Source organism: Pseudacidovorax intermedius (assembly GCF_001476815.1).
Lineage (GTDB): Bacteria > Pseudomonadota > Gammaproteobacteria > Burkholderiales > Burkholderiaceae_C > Xenophilus > Xenophilus intermedius_A.
Window position 1 is genome coordinate 25186 of record NZ_LDSL01000144.1, and the last position, 14463, is coordinate 39648.

Annotated in this window: 16 protein-coding genes; 10 read left to right on the top strand and 6 right to left on the bottom strand. The window is 70.3% G+C overall.

Annotation, left to right across the window (positions count from 1 at the left end; genetic code table 11):
• Positions 1–22: 22 nt before the first annotated feature.
• Positions 23–1582: an efflux transporter outer membrane subunit gene (locus tag NS331_RS20725; protein ID WP_058643858.1), complete on the top strand. Its 1560-nt coding sequence runs from the start codon at positions 23–25 to the stop codon at positions 1580–1582.
• Between the two features lie 55 nt (positions 1583–1637).
• On the opposite strand, the gene NS331_RS20730 is transcribed toward NS331_RS20725, so the two are convergent.
• From NS331_RS20730 to NS331_RS20745, 4 genes are all read right to left on the bottom strand, one after another.
• A complete protein-coding gene (locus NS331_RS20730) occupies positions 1638–1904 on the bottom strand; it encodes a YkgJ family cysteine cluster protein (protein ID WP_193758165.1) in 267 nt (88 codons plus the stop codon).
• Between the two features lie 65 nt (positions 1905–1969).
• Positions 1970–3325 carry a type II toxin-antitoxin system HipA family toxin gene (locus NS331_RS20735; protein WP_058643847.1) on the bottom strand — a complete coding sequence of 452 codons (1356 nt, stop codon included), beginning with the start codon at positions 3323–3325 and terminating at the stop codon, positions 1970–1972.
• 2 nt (positions 3326–3327) lie between these two features.
• Positions 3328–3603, bottom strand: coding sequence for a helix-turn-helix domain-containing protein (locus tag NS331_RS20740; RefSeq protein ID WP_058643848.1), 276 nt, complete (start codon positions 3601–3603; stop codon positions 3328–3330).
• A gap of 52 nt (positions 3604–3655) precedes the next feature.
• Complete coding sequence (locus NS331_RS20745; protein ID WP_058643849.1) at positions 3656–4675, bottom strand: LysR family transcriptional regulator; 1020 nt, start codon at positions 4673–4675, stop codon at positions 3656–3658.
• Positions 4676–4770: 95 nt separating this feature from the next.
• Here NS331_RS20745 and NS331_RS20750 point away from each other — a divergent pair, with 95 nt between their 5' ends.
• The 3 genes from NS331_RS20750 (at position 4771) to glnP (ending at position 7586) form a co-directional block, all read left to right on the top strand.
• Positions 4771–6057, top strand: a complete 1287-nt coding sequence (locus NS331_RS20750; protein WP_058643850.1) for a PLP-dependent aminotransferase family protein — start codon at positions 4771–4773, stop codon at positions 6055–6057.
• Between the two features lie 79 nt (positions 6058–6136).
• Positions 6137–6895, top strand: coding sequence for a glutamine ABC transporter substrate-binding protein GlnH (gene glnH, locus NS331_RS20755; protein ID WP_058643851.1), 759 nt, complete (start codon positions 6137–6139; stop codon positions 6893–6895).
• Positions 6896–6929: 34 nt separating this feature from the next.
• Positions 6930–7586 (top strand): glutamine ABC transporter permease GlnP, encoded by a 657-nt coding sequence (glnP, locus tag NS331_RS20760; RefSeq protein WP_058643852.1) that lies wholly within the window; start codon positions 6930–6932, stop codon positions 7584–7586.
• Here glnP and NS331_RS20765 read toward each other — a convergent pair.
• Positions 7558–8496, bottom strand: a complete 939-nt coding sequence (locus NS331_RS20765; RefSeq protein ID WP_058643853.1) for a LysR family transcriptional regulator — start codon at positions 8494–8496, stop codon at positions 7558–7560. The genes glnP and NS331_RS20765 overlap by 29 nt on opposite strands.
• A gap of 103 nt (positions 8497–8599) precedes the next feature.
• Between NS331_RS20765 and NS331_RS20770 the strand changes: the two genes are divergently transcribed.
• Positions 8600–9043: a VOC family protein gene (locus tag NS331_RS20770; protein WP_058643854.1), complete on the top strand. Its 444-nt coding sequence runs from the start codon at positions 8600–8602 to the stop codon at positions 9041–9043.
• Positions 9044–9106: 63 nt separating this feature from the next.
• On the opposite strand, the gene NS331_RS20775 is transcribed toward NS331_RS20770, so the two are convergent.
• Positions 9107–9796, bottom strand: a complete 690-nt coding sequence (locus NS331_RS20775) for a GntR family transcriptional regulator (protein WP_058643855.1) — start codon at positions 9794–9796, stop codon at positions 9107–9109.
• A 262-nt stretch (positions 9797–10058) separates the two neighbouring features.
• Between NS331_RS20775 and NS331_RS20780 the strand changes: the two genes are divergently transcribed.
• The 5 genes from NS331_RS20780 to NS331_RS20800 all read left to right on the top strand — a co-directional run.
• The gene (locus NS331_RS20780) at positions 10059–11306 is read left to right on the top strand and encodes an ABC transporter substrate-binding protein (RefSeq protein ID WP_058643859.1); all 1248 of its coding nucleotides are present in this window, start codon (positions 10059–10061) and stop codon (positions 11304–11306) included.
• A gap of 14 nt (positions 11307–11320) precedes the next feature.
• Positions 11321–12199, top strand: a complete 879-nt coding sequence (locus NS331_RS20785) for a branched-chain amino acid ABC transporter permease (protein WP_058643856.1) — start codon at positions 11321–11323, stop codon at positions 12197–12199.
• The gene (locus NS331_RS20790) at positions 12199–13233 is read left to right on the top strand and encodes a branched-chain amino acid ABC transporter permease (protein ID WP_058643857.1); all 1035 of its coding nucleotides are present in this window, start codon (positions 12199–12201) and stop codon (positions 13231–13233) included. The genes NS331_RS20785 and NS331_RS20790 overlap by 1 nt, the downstream gene beginning before the upstream one ends.
• Complete coding sequence (locus tag NS331_RS20795; protein ID WP_242873843.1) at positions 13230–14003, top strand: ABC transporter ATP-binding protein; 774 nt, start codon at positions 13230–13232, stop codon at positions 14001–14003. The genes NS331_RS20790 and NS331_RS20795 overlap by 4 nt, the downstream gene beginning before the upstream one ends.
• A partial coding sequence (locus NS331_RS20800; protein ID WP_206597353.1) for an ABC transporter ATP-binding protein occupies positions 13993–14463 on the top strand: 471 nt, incomplete at its 3' end. The genes NS331_RS20795 and NS331_RS20800, both read left to right, overlap by 11 nt.

A 14463-nucleotide genomic window follows, 5' to 3' on the forward strand; every position in this document is an offset into this window, starting at 1 on the left:
GCCGTCGATCACGGACACGCCCATGAACCGCACCGCGACGGCCCGCACCCCCTTCGATCGCCTCCAACCTTTCGCGCCGAGCCTGTCCAAGCGTCGTGCTTTGGCCCCTCTGCTGGCCGCCCTGGTGCTGGCTGGCTGCGCCACGGCCCCGGTGGAACTGCCCGCTGTGCCCACGCCTGCCCGCTTCAAGGAGGCACTGCCCGCATCGCAGACGGCCACCGAAGGCCGCTGGACCGAGGCGGCTGTCGCCGAGGCCCAGCCCCGCGGCGAATGGTGGAAGGCCTTCCAGGACCCGGTGCTCGATGCGCTCGTGGCCCAGGCTGGCGAAGCCAACACCAGCCTGCAACAGGCCGCCGCCCGCGTGCGGCAGGCGAGGGCGCTGCTGCGCAATGCCGAGGCCGACCGTTCGCCGCAGCTCGGTCTGGTTGGGGGCGCCACGCGTCAGCGCGGGCTGGACCGCAACCAGTCCACGCAGCCCTCCACCCTGCTCAATGCCGGCATCAGTGCGTCGTGGGAGCTGGATCTGTTCGGCCGCCTGTCGCGCCTGCAGGATGCCGCAGCGCTCGACGCCCAGGGCCGCGAGGCCCTGCTGCAGAGCACACGCCTGATGGTTCAGGCCGAAGTGGCCCAGACCTACCTGGCGCTGCGTGCCGCCGATGAGGAGCGCGCCCTGGTGCGCGACGGCGTGGCGGCCTACCGCGACACGCTGCGCCTGACCCAGCGCCGCGAGCAGGCCGGCGACGTGGCCGCGCTCGATGTGGCACGCATGCAGGCCGAGGTGTCGGCCAACGAGTCCGAAGCGCTCGCCCTGGATCGGCAGCGCGCCGAACTCGAGCACGCGCTGGCCGTGCTGGTCGGCCGTGCGCCGGCGGACTTCGGCATCGGCGTCGATCGCTGGCAGACCGCACTGCCGGTGGTGCCGGCAGGCGTGCCGTCCACGGTGCTGCTGCGCCGGCCCGACGTGGCGGCCGCCCAGGCCGCCGTGCTGGCCGCGCAGGCGCGCGTGGGTGCGGCGCAGGCGGCCTACTTCCCGGACATTGCGCTGACCGCTGGCGGTGGCTTCGCCTCACCCGAACTGGGCGACCTGTTCAAGTGGTCGGTCCGATCCTGGGGTGTGGGTGCGCTGCTGTCGCTTCCGCTGCTGGACGGCGGTCGCCGCGCTGCGGGCGTGGCGCAGGCTGCCGGCGTGTTCGACGAAGCGGCGGCCGGCTATCGCGCGCAGTCGCTCATTGCCTTCCGCGAGGTCGAAGACCAGCTTTCGGGGCTCCGACTCCTGAAGGAACAGGCCAGTGCGCAGGCCACCGCCGTGGAGGCGGCGGCACGGGCCATGCAGCTGTCCGACACGCGCTACCGCAATGGCTACATCAGCCAGCTCGATCTTCTCGATGCGCGCCGTAGCGAGCTGCGCAATCGCCGGCAGGCGCTGCAGGTGCGGTCGGCGCAGTACCAGGCCACCGTGGCGCTGGTGCGGGCGCTGGGCGGAGGATGGGGTGGCTCGCCGGTGGCGGCCGCTCCGTCGTCGTCGACCACGGCTGCGACGGACATGGCCGCCGCTGCTTTGGTGAAGAAGGACGGCTCGTAGCCGCTGAGTCGCGCCCGCGCCGAGTCACTGCCTGACTGACGGCGAGCGTCGTCGATCAACGCACGGGGTCGGGCGCAGTCTCCGCTTCGAGTCGCGTGAGCCAGTGCATGGCTTCGAGCCGCGAGCTGCCGCACATCTCGGCCGACGGTGCCAGGCCGCCGCAGCAGGCCGGCCGCTCGGGCTGGCCGAAGATGCGGCAGCGGTTGTCGGACGACAGCTGGATGCAGCGCACGCCCGCCGGCTTGCCGTGCAGCATGCCGGGAATGGGGCTGGAGATGGAGGGCGCGGTGCAGCAGGCACCGCAGTCGGGGCGGCAATCCATGGCGGGCACTGTAGTGGACGTGGCGAAGCGCCTGGCCATGGGGGGTCGAATGGCGCCGAGACCGTTCAGGCGACGGCCGACAACCTGCGCGCCGAGTCCGCCAGCCCGCCCAGGATGCGATCCGCCAGCGCGGCCGGAAAGCCCACCGGCAGTTCGCTGTGCACCGCGTCGACCACGCCCGGCGTCAGTAAGGCGGCGGCTTCGATCAAGGCCGCCACGCCGCGGCCGTCGGCCGCCATCACGCCATGGCGCTGGCCCAGCGCCACCCAATGACGCGGCAGGATCTCCCGCAGCTTCCAGTGCGCGTTGCGCCCCCGCACCGCCATGGCCATGCGCGCCTTGTGGTGCGAAATGGCACCTGGCCCTTCGCCGAGCACGGGCCAGGCGGACAGCACGTCGTACAGCGGCGTGAGCTGGTAGCGCCCGCCAGGCCGCAGGAAGAGGCTGAAGTTCTTGGCATGCCCATCGGTGGCGCCCAGCATCCAGAACAGCAATTGCGCCAGGAAGAAGGTGCGCCGGTCGTCCTCGCGCGCCGTCGAGCCGTCCAGCACCCGCATCACGCGGTCCATGCCCGGGCCGCCATCGGCCTCGTATTTGACATCGGGCGGCGTGCCGGTGGCCTGGCAGAAGTCTTCCTGCGGCAGGCGCAGCAGCCGCGGCCGGCCATCGGGTGCCGTCCACCAGCGGCGGTCGAAGCGTTCGACGGCCAGCACCTTCATGTCCTCGAACTGCAGCGGATGGCATTGCGCCACCGGCAGGCCGAACGCACGCAGCACGCGGGCACACAGCCATTCGTTCTCCACCGAGTCGCGCATGTCGATCTTCATGCCGCCCACCAGGCCCAGCGGCAGCTTGAGGATGTGGGTGGTGGGCGTGCTGCCGTGCGGCAGGCACCAGCGGCCGTTGTGCAGCAGAAGGGCGGTCTTCTCCTGCGCGCCGGCGATGGAGATGCGCAGGTCGTCGTCCGCGCCGCGCAAGCCGAGCGGCGCAGAGGTGGTGGCGCTGCGCAGCAGTTGGGCCACCTCCGCCTCGTTCAGCGCCCGGGCCTGCACGGTGCCGGCGTCGTGGCCGGCTTCGCCGTCGGGCAGGATCTCCAGCGCACCCACGCAGTCGCGCCCGATGCGTGCGAGCAGTGCGAAGGCGTCGATGCCGACCGCGCCATGGCGGCGGGCGATGCGCTCGCGGATGTCGCGGCTGTCGGGCAGCAGATTCTCGAAGTACGCCCGGACGGCCGGGCCGCGGTGCGGCGCATTGCCTGGCGTGAAGGGCAGCGACAGCGACAGCGGTCGCCCTTCCGGCGACTGCACCCAGGCCGTGTCGTACTGGAGTGTGTCGGGCGTGTCCGGGGCCAGGCTCCAGGTGCCGACGAAGTCGCCGTTCATCCACAGGCCCAGCGCCTGGCGGTGCGTGCGGCGGCCCATGGTCACCAGGCGGGCGAGTCGCGCTCGGCCGTGTGCAGCACGGTGGCGGAAGGCCCAGGCCGGCCTAGACGCATCTCGACGCCCAGCACATTGAGCATCGACAGCAGCCGGGCCGCGCCGATGTTGGCGGCATTGCGCTCCAGTGCCGAATAGGTCTGCTGCGTGACGCCGAGGCGGCGGGCCAGCTCGCCCTGCGTGAGGCCCGTTTCCTTTCGAAAGGCACGCAGCAGGGCAGGGAGCTGATCGGGGGTGCGCACGGGGTAGGTGTCGAGGCTCATACAGTTCAAATGCTGTAAATCGATTTTACGCATCTGGATTTGTTTTGTCGATTTACTGTACTTGGGCTGTTACCTTGCCTTTGGCGGGGCGGCGACGGCCACCGTCGTCTGCCGTGCGGGCGGGGGATGCCGGTGCCTGCGGCCCGCGCGCCTGATCGCGCGCCGATTCGATGCGCCCTACCGCGGCCTGCAGCGCACGCAAGGCCGCAGCCACCGCGGGCCGGCCGCCGCTGCCGCGCGCATAGGCCGCCAGCACGCCGCGGCCCAGCGTCGGCGTGATCGGCCGCACGGCCAGGCGCGCATCGGCCCCCAGGTCGCACACGGCGAAGTAGGGCAGCACCGAGACGAAGCCGCCGCTGCGCACCAGCTCCAGCGTGGCCAGCAGGTTGCGGAAACTGCCTCGGACCCGCGGGGTGAAGCCGCAGTCGCTGCAGGCCGACATCAGCAACTGGTGGTAGGGCGCGGAGATCATGTTGCTCACCCAGCGTTCGTCGGCCAGGTCGGCCAGGCGCAGCGGTACGCGCCGCGACGCCAGGGGATGGCGGGCCGGCAGCACGGCATGGAAGGTGTCGCGGCACAAGGGCGTGAATTCGAGTGCCGCGCCCTGGGTTCCCGAAGGGGTCAGGTCGTCCACGATGGCGATGTCGACCTGCTTGGACGCCGCCGCACGCAGGCCGTCGCGCGTTTCCTCCTCGGTGGCGAACACGTCCAGCTCCGGGTGTTCCCGGGCCAGCCGGCCGAGCGCATCGGGCAGCAGCCCGTTGGCGGCCGAGCCGAAGGCGCACAGTCGCAACTGGCCACGCAACGCGGAGGTCTGCTCGCCCAGCTCGGCCTCGATGGCTTCGAGCAGGCCGAACACCTCGCCCGTGCGCGAGACCAGCCGTTCGCCGGTCGCCGTCAGCTTCACGCCGCGCCCGGAACGCTCGAACAGCACCGCGCCCGCTTCTTCTTCCAGCCTGGCCAGTTGCTGGGACACGGCGGGCCGCGTGAGGCCACGCGCCTCGGCCACGCGGCCGATGGTGCCGAGCACCGACAGGTCGCGCAGCAACTGCAGCCGGCGCAGATCGAGCATGGATGACAGCCTCCCCAAAGCGAAAGAAAAGTTTACGGGACGCGATAGAAGGGCTGGACTTTTTTTCCAGGAAGCGGCTTCGTAAAGTCCGCCGCATGTTTTCCCAGCGACCCGCCCCCGCGGTGCACCACGACGCCTTCGGCCATGCCATCGATCCGACGGTGGGCTATGCCCGCGGCACCCTGCTGCGCGCGAGCGAGGACGAGTCGCGCCGGCTTGCGCATTGCGAGCGCCTGGCCACGGTGCGGTGGCGCGCGCAGGGCGCCGCCGCCGTGCGCATCTTCACCGGCAACCGGCGCAACTATCCGGTGCAGGCGAGCGACCTGGGTTCCGTCTGCGAGGAATGGCTGGGGCCGGCGCTGGCCGCGGACGAATTCCGCAACGCGGCGCTCGCGCACCTGGGCGGTGGCGCCGCCCACGGCGTCGGGCTGCTCAACCGCACGTCGGCCGGCCTGATCGCCGCCATCCATGCCTTGTGCGACGGTCGGCCCGTGGTGGCCCTGAGCCCGGCCGGCGGACGCGCCCACGCATCGGTCGCGCGCGGCGCCGCCCTGGCCGGCGTGCCGCTGGTGGAGGCCACGCAGGACGGGCCCTGGCAGGCGCAACTGCAAGGGGCGCGGCCCGCGCTGGTGCTGATGACGCCCGTCACCAGCAACCTCGACCTGATCGACGATGCGACGTTGCAGCAGATGATCGACGGGGCCCACCGCGCCGGCGCCGTGGCCCTGGTGGACGATGCCTACGGTGCGCGGGTGCGGCCCGTGCTGCTGGACGGGACGCCTGCACTGCGCCTCGGCGCCGACCTCGTCATCACCAACGGCGACAAGGCCGGGCTGCACGGCCCGCGCGCGGGCCTGCTGGCGGGCCGGGACGCACTGGTGCGCCGCACGATGAGCCGCGCGTCGGAATGGGGCCTCGAAGCGCGCGCCCCCCTCTTCGCCGGCGTGCTGCGTGCCTTGCAGGCCTTCGCCCCCGAGCACCTGCGCAGCGAGGCCGCGCACGGCGCCGCCTTGCGCGCCGCATTGGTCGAGCGCCTGGGCGACCTGGCCGAGCCGTCGCTGCTCGGTCCCATCCTGCGCGAAGAAGCCGTGCTCGGGGAGCTGGCCGCCCGCGCCGGCCGCTGGCCGGCCATCGTGCCGTGCGAGGCGACGGCCGCCCTGTCCGTGCTGCTGCTGCGCGACCACGGCATCGTCACCGCCAACACCCATGGCCAGCCCGGCGCCAGTGCGGCGCTGCGCCTCAAGCCCGTCGGCACTGCTTTGGCCGATGCCGGCGGGCCGGGCGCCGTGGCGCAGGCGGTCGCCGATGCACTCGACCAGTTGAGCGCCTGGGTCGACCAGCCGCGGCTCATCGCCGGCCTGCTCTTCGGCGAGGCGGCATGATGCCGCAGTCCGGGCCCCGGCCGCGCACTCTCACAATCCCGTTCCTGCAACCGTTCCCCAGCCAACCCCGGAGTGATCCATGTACCGTCGAAGACTTCTTCTCGCCTTCATCGCCGCCCTGGGCCCCCTGCTCGCCATGCCGGCCGCGCGCGCGGCCGACAAGGAGCTGCTGGTCGCCATCGACGCCGCCTTCGTGCCCTTCGGCTTCAAGCAGGACGGCAAGTACGTCGGCTTCGACGTCGACCTGTGGGATGCCATCGCGCGCGAACTGAAGGTCGGCTATCGGTTTCAGGTCATGAACTTCGTCGGCATCATTCCCGCGCTGCAGACGCGCAATGTGGATGTGGCGCTCGCAGGCATGAGCATCAAGCCCGAGCGTGCCCGCGTCATCGACTTCTCCGATCCGTACTACGCCAGCGGCACCGCCATCATGGTCCGCTCGGACAACACCACCATCAAGTCGGCGGAGGACCTCAACGGCCGCGTCGTGGGCGCCAAGACCGGCACCGCCACGGCCGACTGGATCAAGGCCAACCTCAAGCCCAAGGAGCTGCGGCTGTTCCAGAACATCGACGACGCCTACCTCGACCTGCGCGCGGGCGGCCTGGATGCCGCCATGCACGACACGCCCAATGTCGAGTACTACGTCAAGACCGCCGGCGACGGCAAGGTCAAGGTCGCGATGGAACGCAAGACCGGCTCGCTCTACGGCATCGGCTTTCCGCAGGGCAGCGAATGGGTGCAGCCGGTGAATGCGGCCTTGAAGAAGATGCGCGCCGACGGCCGCTATGCCGCCATCTACCGCAAGTGGTTCGGCACCGAGCCGCCCGCCTTTTGAACGGCAGCGCGCACAAGCCGGGGAGCAACGGGACATGAACTTCGACTGGTCGGCCGTGGCCGATGCCCTGCCCAGCCTGCTGCAGGGTGCGCGGCTCACGCTGCTGATCGCCGCCATCGGCCTGGGCGGCGGCGTGCTGCTGGGCTTTGCCGTGGGCATCGGCCGTGCCTATGGCGGGCGGCTGCTGCGCGCGGTGGCGCTGTGCTACGTGGACCTGATCCGCGGCACGCCCATGGTGGTGCAGGCCATGTTCCTGTACTTCGCGATGCCCATCATCCTGCACACGCGCATCGAGGCGCTGCATGCGGCCATCATCACCATCGCGCTCAACTCCGGCGCCTATCTCTCGGAGGTGGTGCGCAGCGCCTTCCTGTCCATCCAGCCGGGCCTGCGCAACGCGGGCCTGGCGCTGGGCATGCCCTTCCACCGGGTCGTCATCCACATCATCGGGCCGCTGGCCTTCCGGCGGCTCATCGCGCCGCTGGGCAACCAGTGCATGACCAGCCTGAAGGACACCTCCATCTTCATCGTCATCGGCGTTGGCGAACTCACGCGTCAGGGGCAGGAGGTGATTGCCGGCAACTTCCGCTCGGTCGAGGTCTGGGCCTCGGTGGCGGTGTTCTACCTGATCATGACGGGCTGCATCGCGCTGGCGCTGCGCGTCATCGAGCGGCGGATGAAGATCCTTTGAGCGGGCGTGCGGCGGCGTCGGGCGCCTGCCGCGCGTTGCCGGCCGCATAGGCCTCCTCGATCAGGCGCAGCAGCTCCAGCACCGCCGGTGCGGCCGTGCGCGTGGTGCGTCGTGCCATGCCGATGTCGCGGAAGAAGGTGTGCTCGCCCAGCGGCAGCGCGACCACGCCGCGTGGCCAGGCCCGGCGGCCGAAGGCCTCCGGCACCAGCGCGACGCCCACGCCGCACGCGACCATCTGGGCCATGGCGTCCAGCTCGTCGATCTCCACGCTGTCCTGCACCTGGAACTGCGCCTCGCGCAGGAAGCGCTCCACGAGCCTGCCGCCGAAGGAGGTGCGGTCGTAGCGGATGAAGGGCTGGCCGGCCAGCAGCGCGCGCCAGTCGTGCGGCCGGGGCAGCGCCGCGGGAACCAGCAGCCGGAAGGGCTCGTGCGACAGCGGCGTCCAGCCCAGGTCCGCCTGCAGCGCGAAGCCGGGGCGGATCATGATGGCCGCATCCACCTCGCCGGCATCCACCTGGTTGAGCAGGTGGAAGGACACGCCCGGCACCACCCGCACGTGCACGTCGGGATGCAGTGCGCGAAAGCGCGCGAGCACCGCGGGCAGCACGATGGCCTGCGCCGACGCGATGGCGCCCAACACCACGCGCCCGCCCAGCGGCCGGCGCCGCCGCTGCGCCGCCATTTCGTCGAACAGGCGGACCACCTCGCGCGCCTGCGCCAGCGCGTTCAGGCCCTCGGCATTGAGCTGCGCGGTGCGGCCGGCGCGGGCAAACAGCGCATGGCCCAACTGCTCCTCCAGCCGCTGCACCTGGGCGCTCACCGCCGCCTGCGTCAGGCCGATGCGCTGGCCGGCGCGGGCAAAGGTGCCGGCCTCGGCGATGGCGATGAAGGTCTTGAGTTCGCGGATCATGACTGATCGATGTTATCGATCAGTCGAAGAAAAATATATTGATTTTGTTTTTGGCGGGGCATTCCTAGACTGCTCGCCAGCTTTCAACGACCGCCCCACTGCCATGCTCGACGTGACCACCAACCCCACCCTGATGTCCCCCTTCCACCTGGCCTTCCCGGTGGACGACCTGGCCAAGGCGCGCAGCTTCTACGGCGAACTGCTGGGCTGCCCGGAGGGCCGCAGCTCGGAGGACTGGATCGACTTCAACTTCTACGGCCACCAGATCGTGGCGCACCTGGCGCCCAGCGAATGCGGCGCATCGCAGCGCAACGCCGTGGACGGCCACGGCGTGCCGGTACGCCACTTCGGCATCGTGCTGCCCATGGCCCAGTGGGAAGACATGGCGGGCCGGCTGCGCGCCGCGGGCGTCGAATTCGTCATCGAGCCCTACGTGCGCTTCAAGGGCGAGGTCGGCGAGCAGGCCACCATGTTCTTCATGGACCCGGCCGGCAATGCCATGGAAATCAAGGCTTTCAAGGACATCGCCCGGCTGTTCGCCAAATAAGCGCCGCCGGGCGGCGGTGGCGCAATGGGCGGCCCGCGGCGACGGGCCTGGCGTCACCGGCGCCTACCTGCCGCCGCCCAGCGTCCCGTCGCCCAGCTGCCGCGCATAGACGGCCAGCACGATGCGTTCGGAATGCACCAGGTAGTCGTTCAGCGCCGACGAGGCCCGGGCGAAGTCGCCGGCTTCGGTCAGCACCAGGATGCTCTGGTTCATGTCCACGTAGGGCGCATGCAGGAATTCCGGGTCGCGCAGCAGCCCGAAGGCCAGCCGCAGTTCGGCCAGCACCTGCGCGAAGAGCAGGTTCAGCCTTTCGCTGTCGGCCAGCTGGACGATGCCCATGTGGAAGGCCATGTTGGCCGTGCCCACGCCGAGCCAGTCGCCGGCTTCGCGGGCACGCAGCGCCGCCTCGACGGCCTCGCGCATGCGTTTCTTGGCGGGATGGCGCGGATAGGCCTGGGCCAGCGCCTGGCATTCGATCAGGCGCCGCACGCGGTAGATGTCGATGATGGCCGCGATGCTGGGCACCGAGACGAAGACGCCGCGGTTGGGCTCGTGGCGCAGCAGACCGTCCTTGGTCAGCACGCGGAACACCTCGCGCAACGTGTTGCGCGAGATGCCCAGGTGATCGCTCAGCGCCTGTTCGGACAGCCGCTGGCCCGGCTGGAACTCGCCGGCGGTGATCTTCTGGCGCAGTTGTTCGGCCACGCGCTCGCTCAGCGGCGGGGCGGGCAGGTCGGCAGTGGAAGCAGTCATGGGCGTCTCGTGTGGCCGGTTTGTAGCAGATAGCCCGACGCCCCCGCCGTGCACCACCGCGGCCTGCCCATGCACCCTGGCAGGGCAAACCCCGAAAAGTCATGCGCCAATATTGTTCAACAATGCACCGTCAGTTGTTGATCCGAACGTTTGGTGTTGTTGATTCATGGCACAGGTTTTGCATGATGGACAAGACCAACCATCGCCGCGCTGCGGCACCGGCACCCTGATGCCGATCAACCTTTTTTTCGAGGAGTTGCTGATGAACCGCAGAGAAATCCTGATGCAGATGGCCAGCCTGAGCGCCCTGGCGATGAACACCTCGCCCAGCTGGGCCGCCGACGACGACATCGTGGTCGGGGCCATCTACCCGATGAGCGGGCCCAATGCCCAGGTGGGCGTGGATGCGCGCCATGCCATCGACACCGCCCTGCAGATCATCAACACGCCCACGCAGGTCGATCTGCCGGGCGCCGCCGGCGCCGGCATCGCCAGCCTGGGCGGTCGCAAGCTGCGCGTGGTCTATGCCGACCACCAGGCCGACCCGCAGAAGGGCCGCGCCGAGGCCGAGCGCCTGATCACGCAGGAGAAGGCCGTGGCCATCATCGGCTGCTTCCATTCGTCGGTGGCCGCCACCGTCGGCACCACCTGCGAGCGCTACGGCGTGCCCTTCGTGTGCGCGGATTCGTCCTCGCCCAGCCTGCACCGCCGCAACCTCAAGTACTTCTTCCGTCCGGCCGCGCACGACGAGATGTTCTCCGAGGCCATGTTCGACTTCATGGACCTGCAGAAGAAGCAGGGCAAGAAGGTCGAGTCCGTGGCCCTGTTCTTCGAGGACACCATCTTCGGCACCGATTCCTCCACCGTGCAGCGCAAGCTGGCCGCCGAGCGCGGCTACAAGGTGGCAGCGGACGTCAAGTTCCGCGCCAATTCGCCCTCGCTGTCGGCCGAGGTGCAGCAGCTCAAGTCCGCCAATGCCGACGTGCTGCTGCCCTCCTGCTACACCACCGACGTCATCCTGCTGATGAACACCTGCGCGCAGCTGGGCTACAAGCCGCGCAACATCGTGGCGCAGGCCGCCGGCTTCGTCGAGAAGGCGGCGCTGGACGTGGTGGGCGACAAGCTGCAGGGCATGATCACCCGCGCCAGCTTCGCGCTGGACACCGCGGGCAAGCGGCCTTCCATCGGCTTCGTCAACACCGCCTTCAAGGCCCGCGCCGGCCGCGACCTCAACGACGCCAGCTCGCGCCAGTTCATGGCCGCCATCGTGCTGGGCGACGCGTTGCAGCGCGCCGGTTCCACCGACGGCGAGAAGCTGCGCGCCGCGCTGGCCGCCACCGACATCCCGGGCGACAAGACCATCATGCCGTGGTCGCGCGTCAAGTTCGACGCCAGCGGCCAGAACACCTTCGCCAGCCCGGTGCTGCAGCAGTTCAAGGGCACGGGCTTCGTCACCATCTTCCCCACGGCGGTGGCCATGGCCCAGCCCGTGTGGCCGATGAACGGCTGAGCCGGGAACCACGAATGAACGCGCAAGCAATCGCGCAGGTGCTCGCCAGCGGCGTGCTGATGGGGCTCATGTATGCCCTCATCGCCGTCGGCCTGTCGCTCATCTTCGGGCTGATGGACGTCGTGAACTTCGCCCACGGCGAGTTCCTGATGATGGGCATGTACCTCACCTTCGGCCTGGCCGTGGGCCTGCACCTGGACCCGATCATCGGCATGCCGCTGGTGGGCGCGGTGCTGTTCATGGCCGGCGTGCTGGTCTACCTGCTGATCGTGCGCCATGCCATGCGGGCCAAGGCCAACGTGGGCATGGTGCAGATCTTCTCCACCTTCGGCCTGGGCACGCTCATGCAGGGCCTGGCCCAGTACTTCTTCACGCCCGACTACCGCCAGATCAGCGACAGCTGGCTGGCCAACAAGACGGTGGAGATCGGTGGCGTCTTCCTGCCCCAGCCGCAGATCGCCGGCGCGGTGGTCTCGCTGCTGGTCTTCGGCGGGCTGTACCTGCTGATGTCGCGCACCGACTTCGGCCGCGCGCTGGAAGCCACGCGCGAGGACCAGGGCGCCGTGGCGCTGGTGGGCATCGACCGCAACCGCGTCTTCGCCCTGGGCTGGGGCCTGGGCCTGGCGATGGTGGGCGTGGCCGGCGCCATGCTGGCCAACTTCTACTACATCCACCCGCAGGTGGGCGGCGCCTTCAGCGGCATCGCCTACGTCGTGGTGGCCCTGGGCGGCTTCGGCAGCGTGTTCGGCGCCCTGGTGGGCGGCGTCATCGTGGGCCTGGTCGAGGCCATGACCACCCTGGTGCTGCCGGCCTCGCTCAAGACCGTGGGCGTGTATGCCCTGTACCTGCTGGTCGTGCTGCTGCGGCCCAGCGGCCTTTTCGGGAGACTCTGATGACCGACGCAGCGATCGCTGTTCCCGCCGGCCGCGCGCCGGCCTCGGAAGCGCTGCAGGCCCATGCCGCGCAGCGGCGCCGCCAGCTGCTGGTGGGCGCCGTCGCGCTGGTGCTGATGGCCGCCGTGCCGCTGCTGGTGGGCGATGCCTACCTGCGCAACATCCTGATCCTCACGCTGATGTACGCCGCGCTCGCGCAGGCCTGGAACATCCTGGGCGGCTACTGCGGCCAGATCTCGCTGGGCCATGCGCTGTACTTCGGTGCGGGCGCGTACACCACCAGCGTGCTGTTCGTGAACTTCGGGGTGCTGCCCTGGTTCGGCATGGTGGCCGGCGCGCTGCTCGCCGCCGTCATGGCCCTGCTGCTGGGCTGGCTGTGCTTCCGCCTCAAGGGCCACTACTTCGCCATCGCCACGCTGGTGATCGCCGAGATCGGCCTGCTGCTGGTGCACAACTGGGACTACGTGGGCGCCGCCATGGGCATCCAGTGGCCGCTCGGCCCTGACAGCTGGGCCACGCTGCAGTTCGCGCGCAACAAGGCGCCGTACTTCTACTTCGTGCTCGGCCTGTTCGCGCTGACCTGGCTGATCACCTTCTGGGTCGAAGGCTCGCGCTGGGGCTACTGGTGGCGCGCCGTCAAGGACAACCCCGAGGCCAGCGAAAGTCTGGGCGTGACGGTGTTCCGCTCCAAGATGGCGGCCGCCGCCCTGTCGGCCAGCCTGACGGCCATCGGCGGCGGCTTCTACGCGGCCTTTGTCGCCTACATCGACCCGGACAGCGTCATGCACTTCCGCTTCTCGCTGCTGATGGTGCTGCCGGTGGTGCTCGGCGGCATCGGCACCCTGTGGGGGCCGCTGCTGGGTGCGGTGATCCTGATCCCGCTGACCGAGGCCATCCGCAGCTACATGGGCGGCTCGGGCACCGGCACCGACCTGATCGTCTACGGCGCACTCGTCATGGGCGTGGCCGTGCTCAAGCCCGAAGGCCTGATCGGCCTCTTCAGCGGCTGGCGCCGCAAGGCAGGTGCCGCATGAACGCCGCCAACGATGCTCGCCCGGCCACGATGCCGGCAGCCGACCCGCCCATCCTGCAGCTGACCGACATCTGGCAGCGCTTCGGCGGCCTGGTGGCCAATGCCGAAGTGACCTTCGACGTGCCCCGCGGCCAGATCCTCGGCCTCATCGGGCCCAACGGCGCGGGCAAGTCCACGCTGTTCGGCATCATCGCCGGTGCCCGCGCGCCGGTGCAGGGCCAGGTGGTGTTCGAGGGCCGCGACGTCACCCGGCTGGACGCGCCGGCGCGCTGCGCCCTGGGCATTGCCCGCACCTACCAGGTGCCGCGCTCCTTCGACAGCATGAGCGTGCTGGACAACGTGATGGTGGGCAGCTTCTCGCGCCACACCCGCGCCGCCGCGGCGCGCGAAGCGGCGCTGGAGGTGCTGGAGTTCACCGGCCTCATCGGCCGCGCCGGCGCCTCGGCCGGCAACCTCACGCCGCCCGAGAAGCGCCGGCTCGAAGTGGCCCGTGCCCTGGCCACCGAGCCGCGCCTGCTGCTGCTCGACGAGGTCATGACCGGCCTCACGCCCAGCGAGGCGCGCAAGGGCGTCGAGCTGATCCGCCGCATCCGCGACCGCGGCATCACCGTCATCATGGTCGAGCACGTGATGGAGATCGTCATGCCCCTGGTGGACCGGGCCATCGTGCTCAACCTCGGCCGCGTGCTCAGCCAGGGCGCGCCGCAGGAGGTGGTGCGCGATCCGGCCGTCGTGGCCGCCTACCTTGGAGACCGCCATCGTGCTGCTTGAAGTGTCCAACCTCACCACGGCCTACAACGGGCTGATCGCCATCTCGGACATCTCGATGAACGTGGCCGAGGGCGAGATCGTGGTGGTGGCCGGCGCCAACGGCGCAGGCAAGTCCACCCTGCTGAAGTCCATCGCCGGCATGGAACGGCCGCAGGGCGGCAGCGTGCGCTTCGACGGCGCGCCCATCGACGCCGTGCCCGCCCACCAGATCCCGCAGCGCGGGCTGGCCTACGTGCCCGAGAACCGGCGGCTCTTTCCGCGGCTGTCGGTGGCCGACAACCTGCGCCTGGGCAGCTACCTCTACCGCAAGCAGGCCGACCGCGAAGGGCCGCTGGAGCAGGTCTTCACGCTGTTCCCGCGGCTCAAGGAGCGGCTGCCCCAGCGGGCCGAGACGCTCTCGGGCGGCGAGCAGCAGATGCTGGCCATCGGCCGCGCGCTGATGACCCGCCCGCGCCTGCTG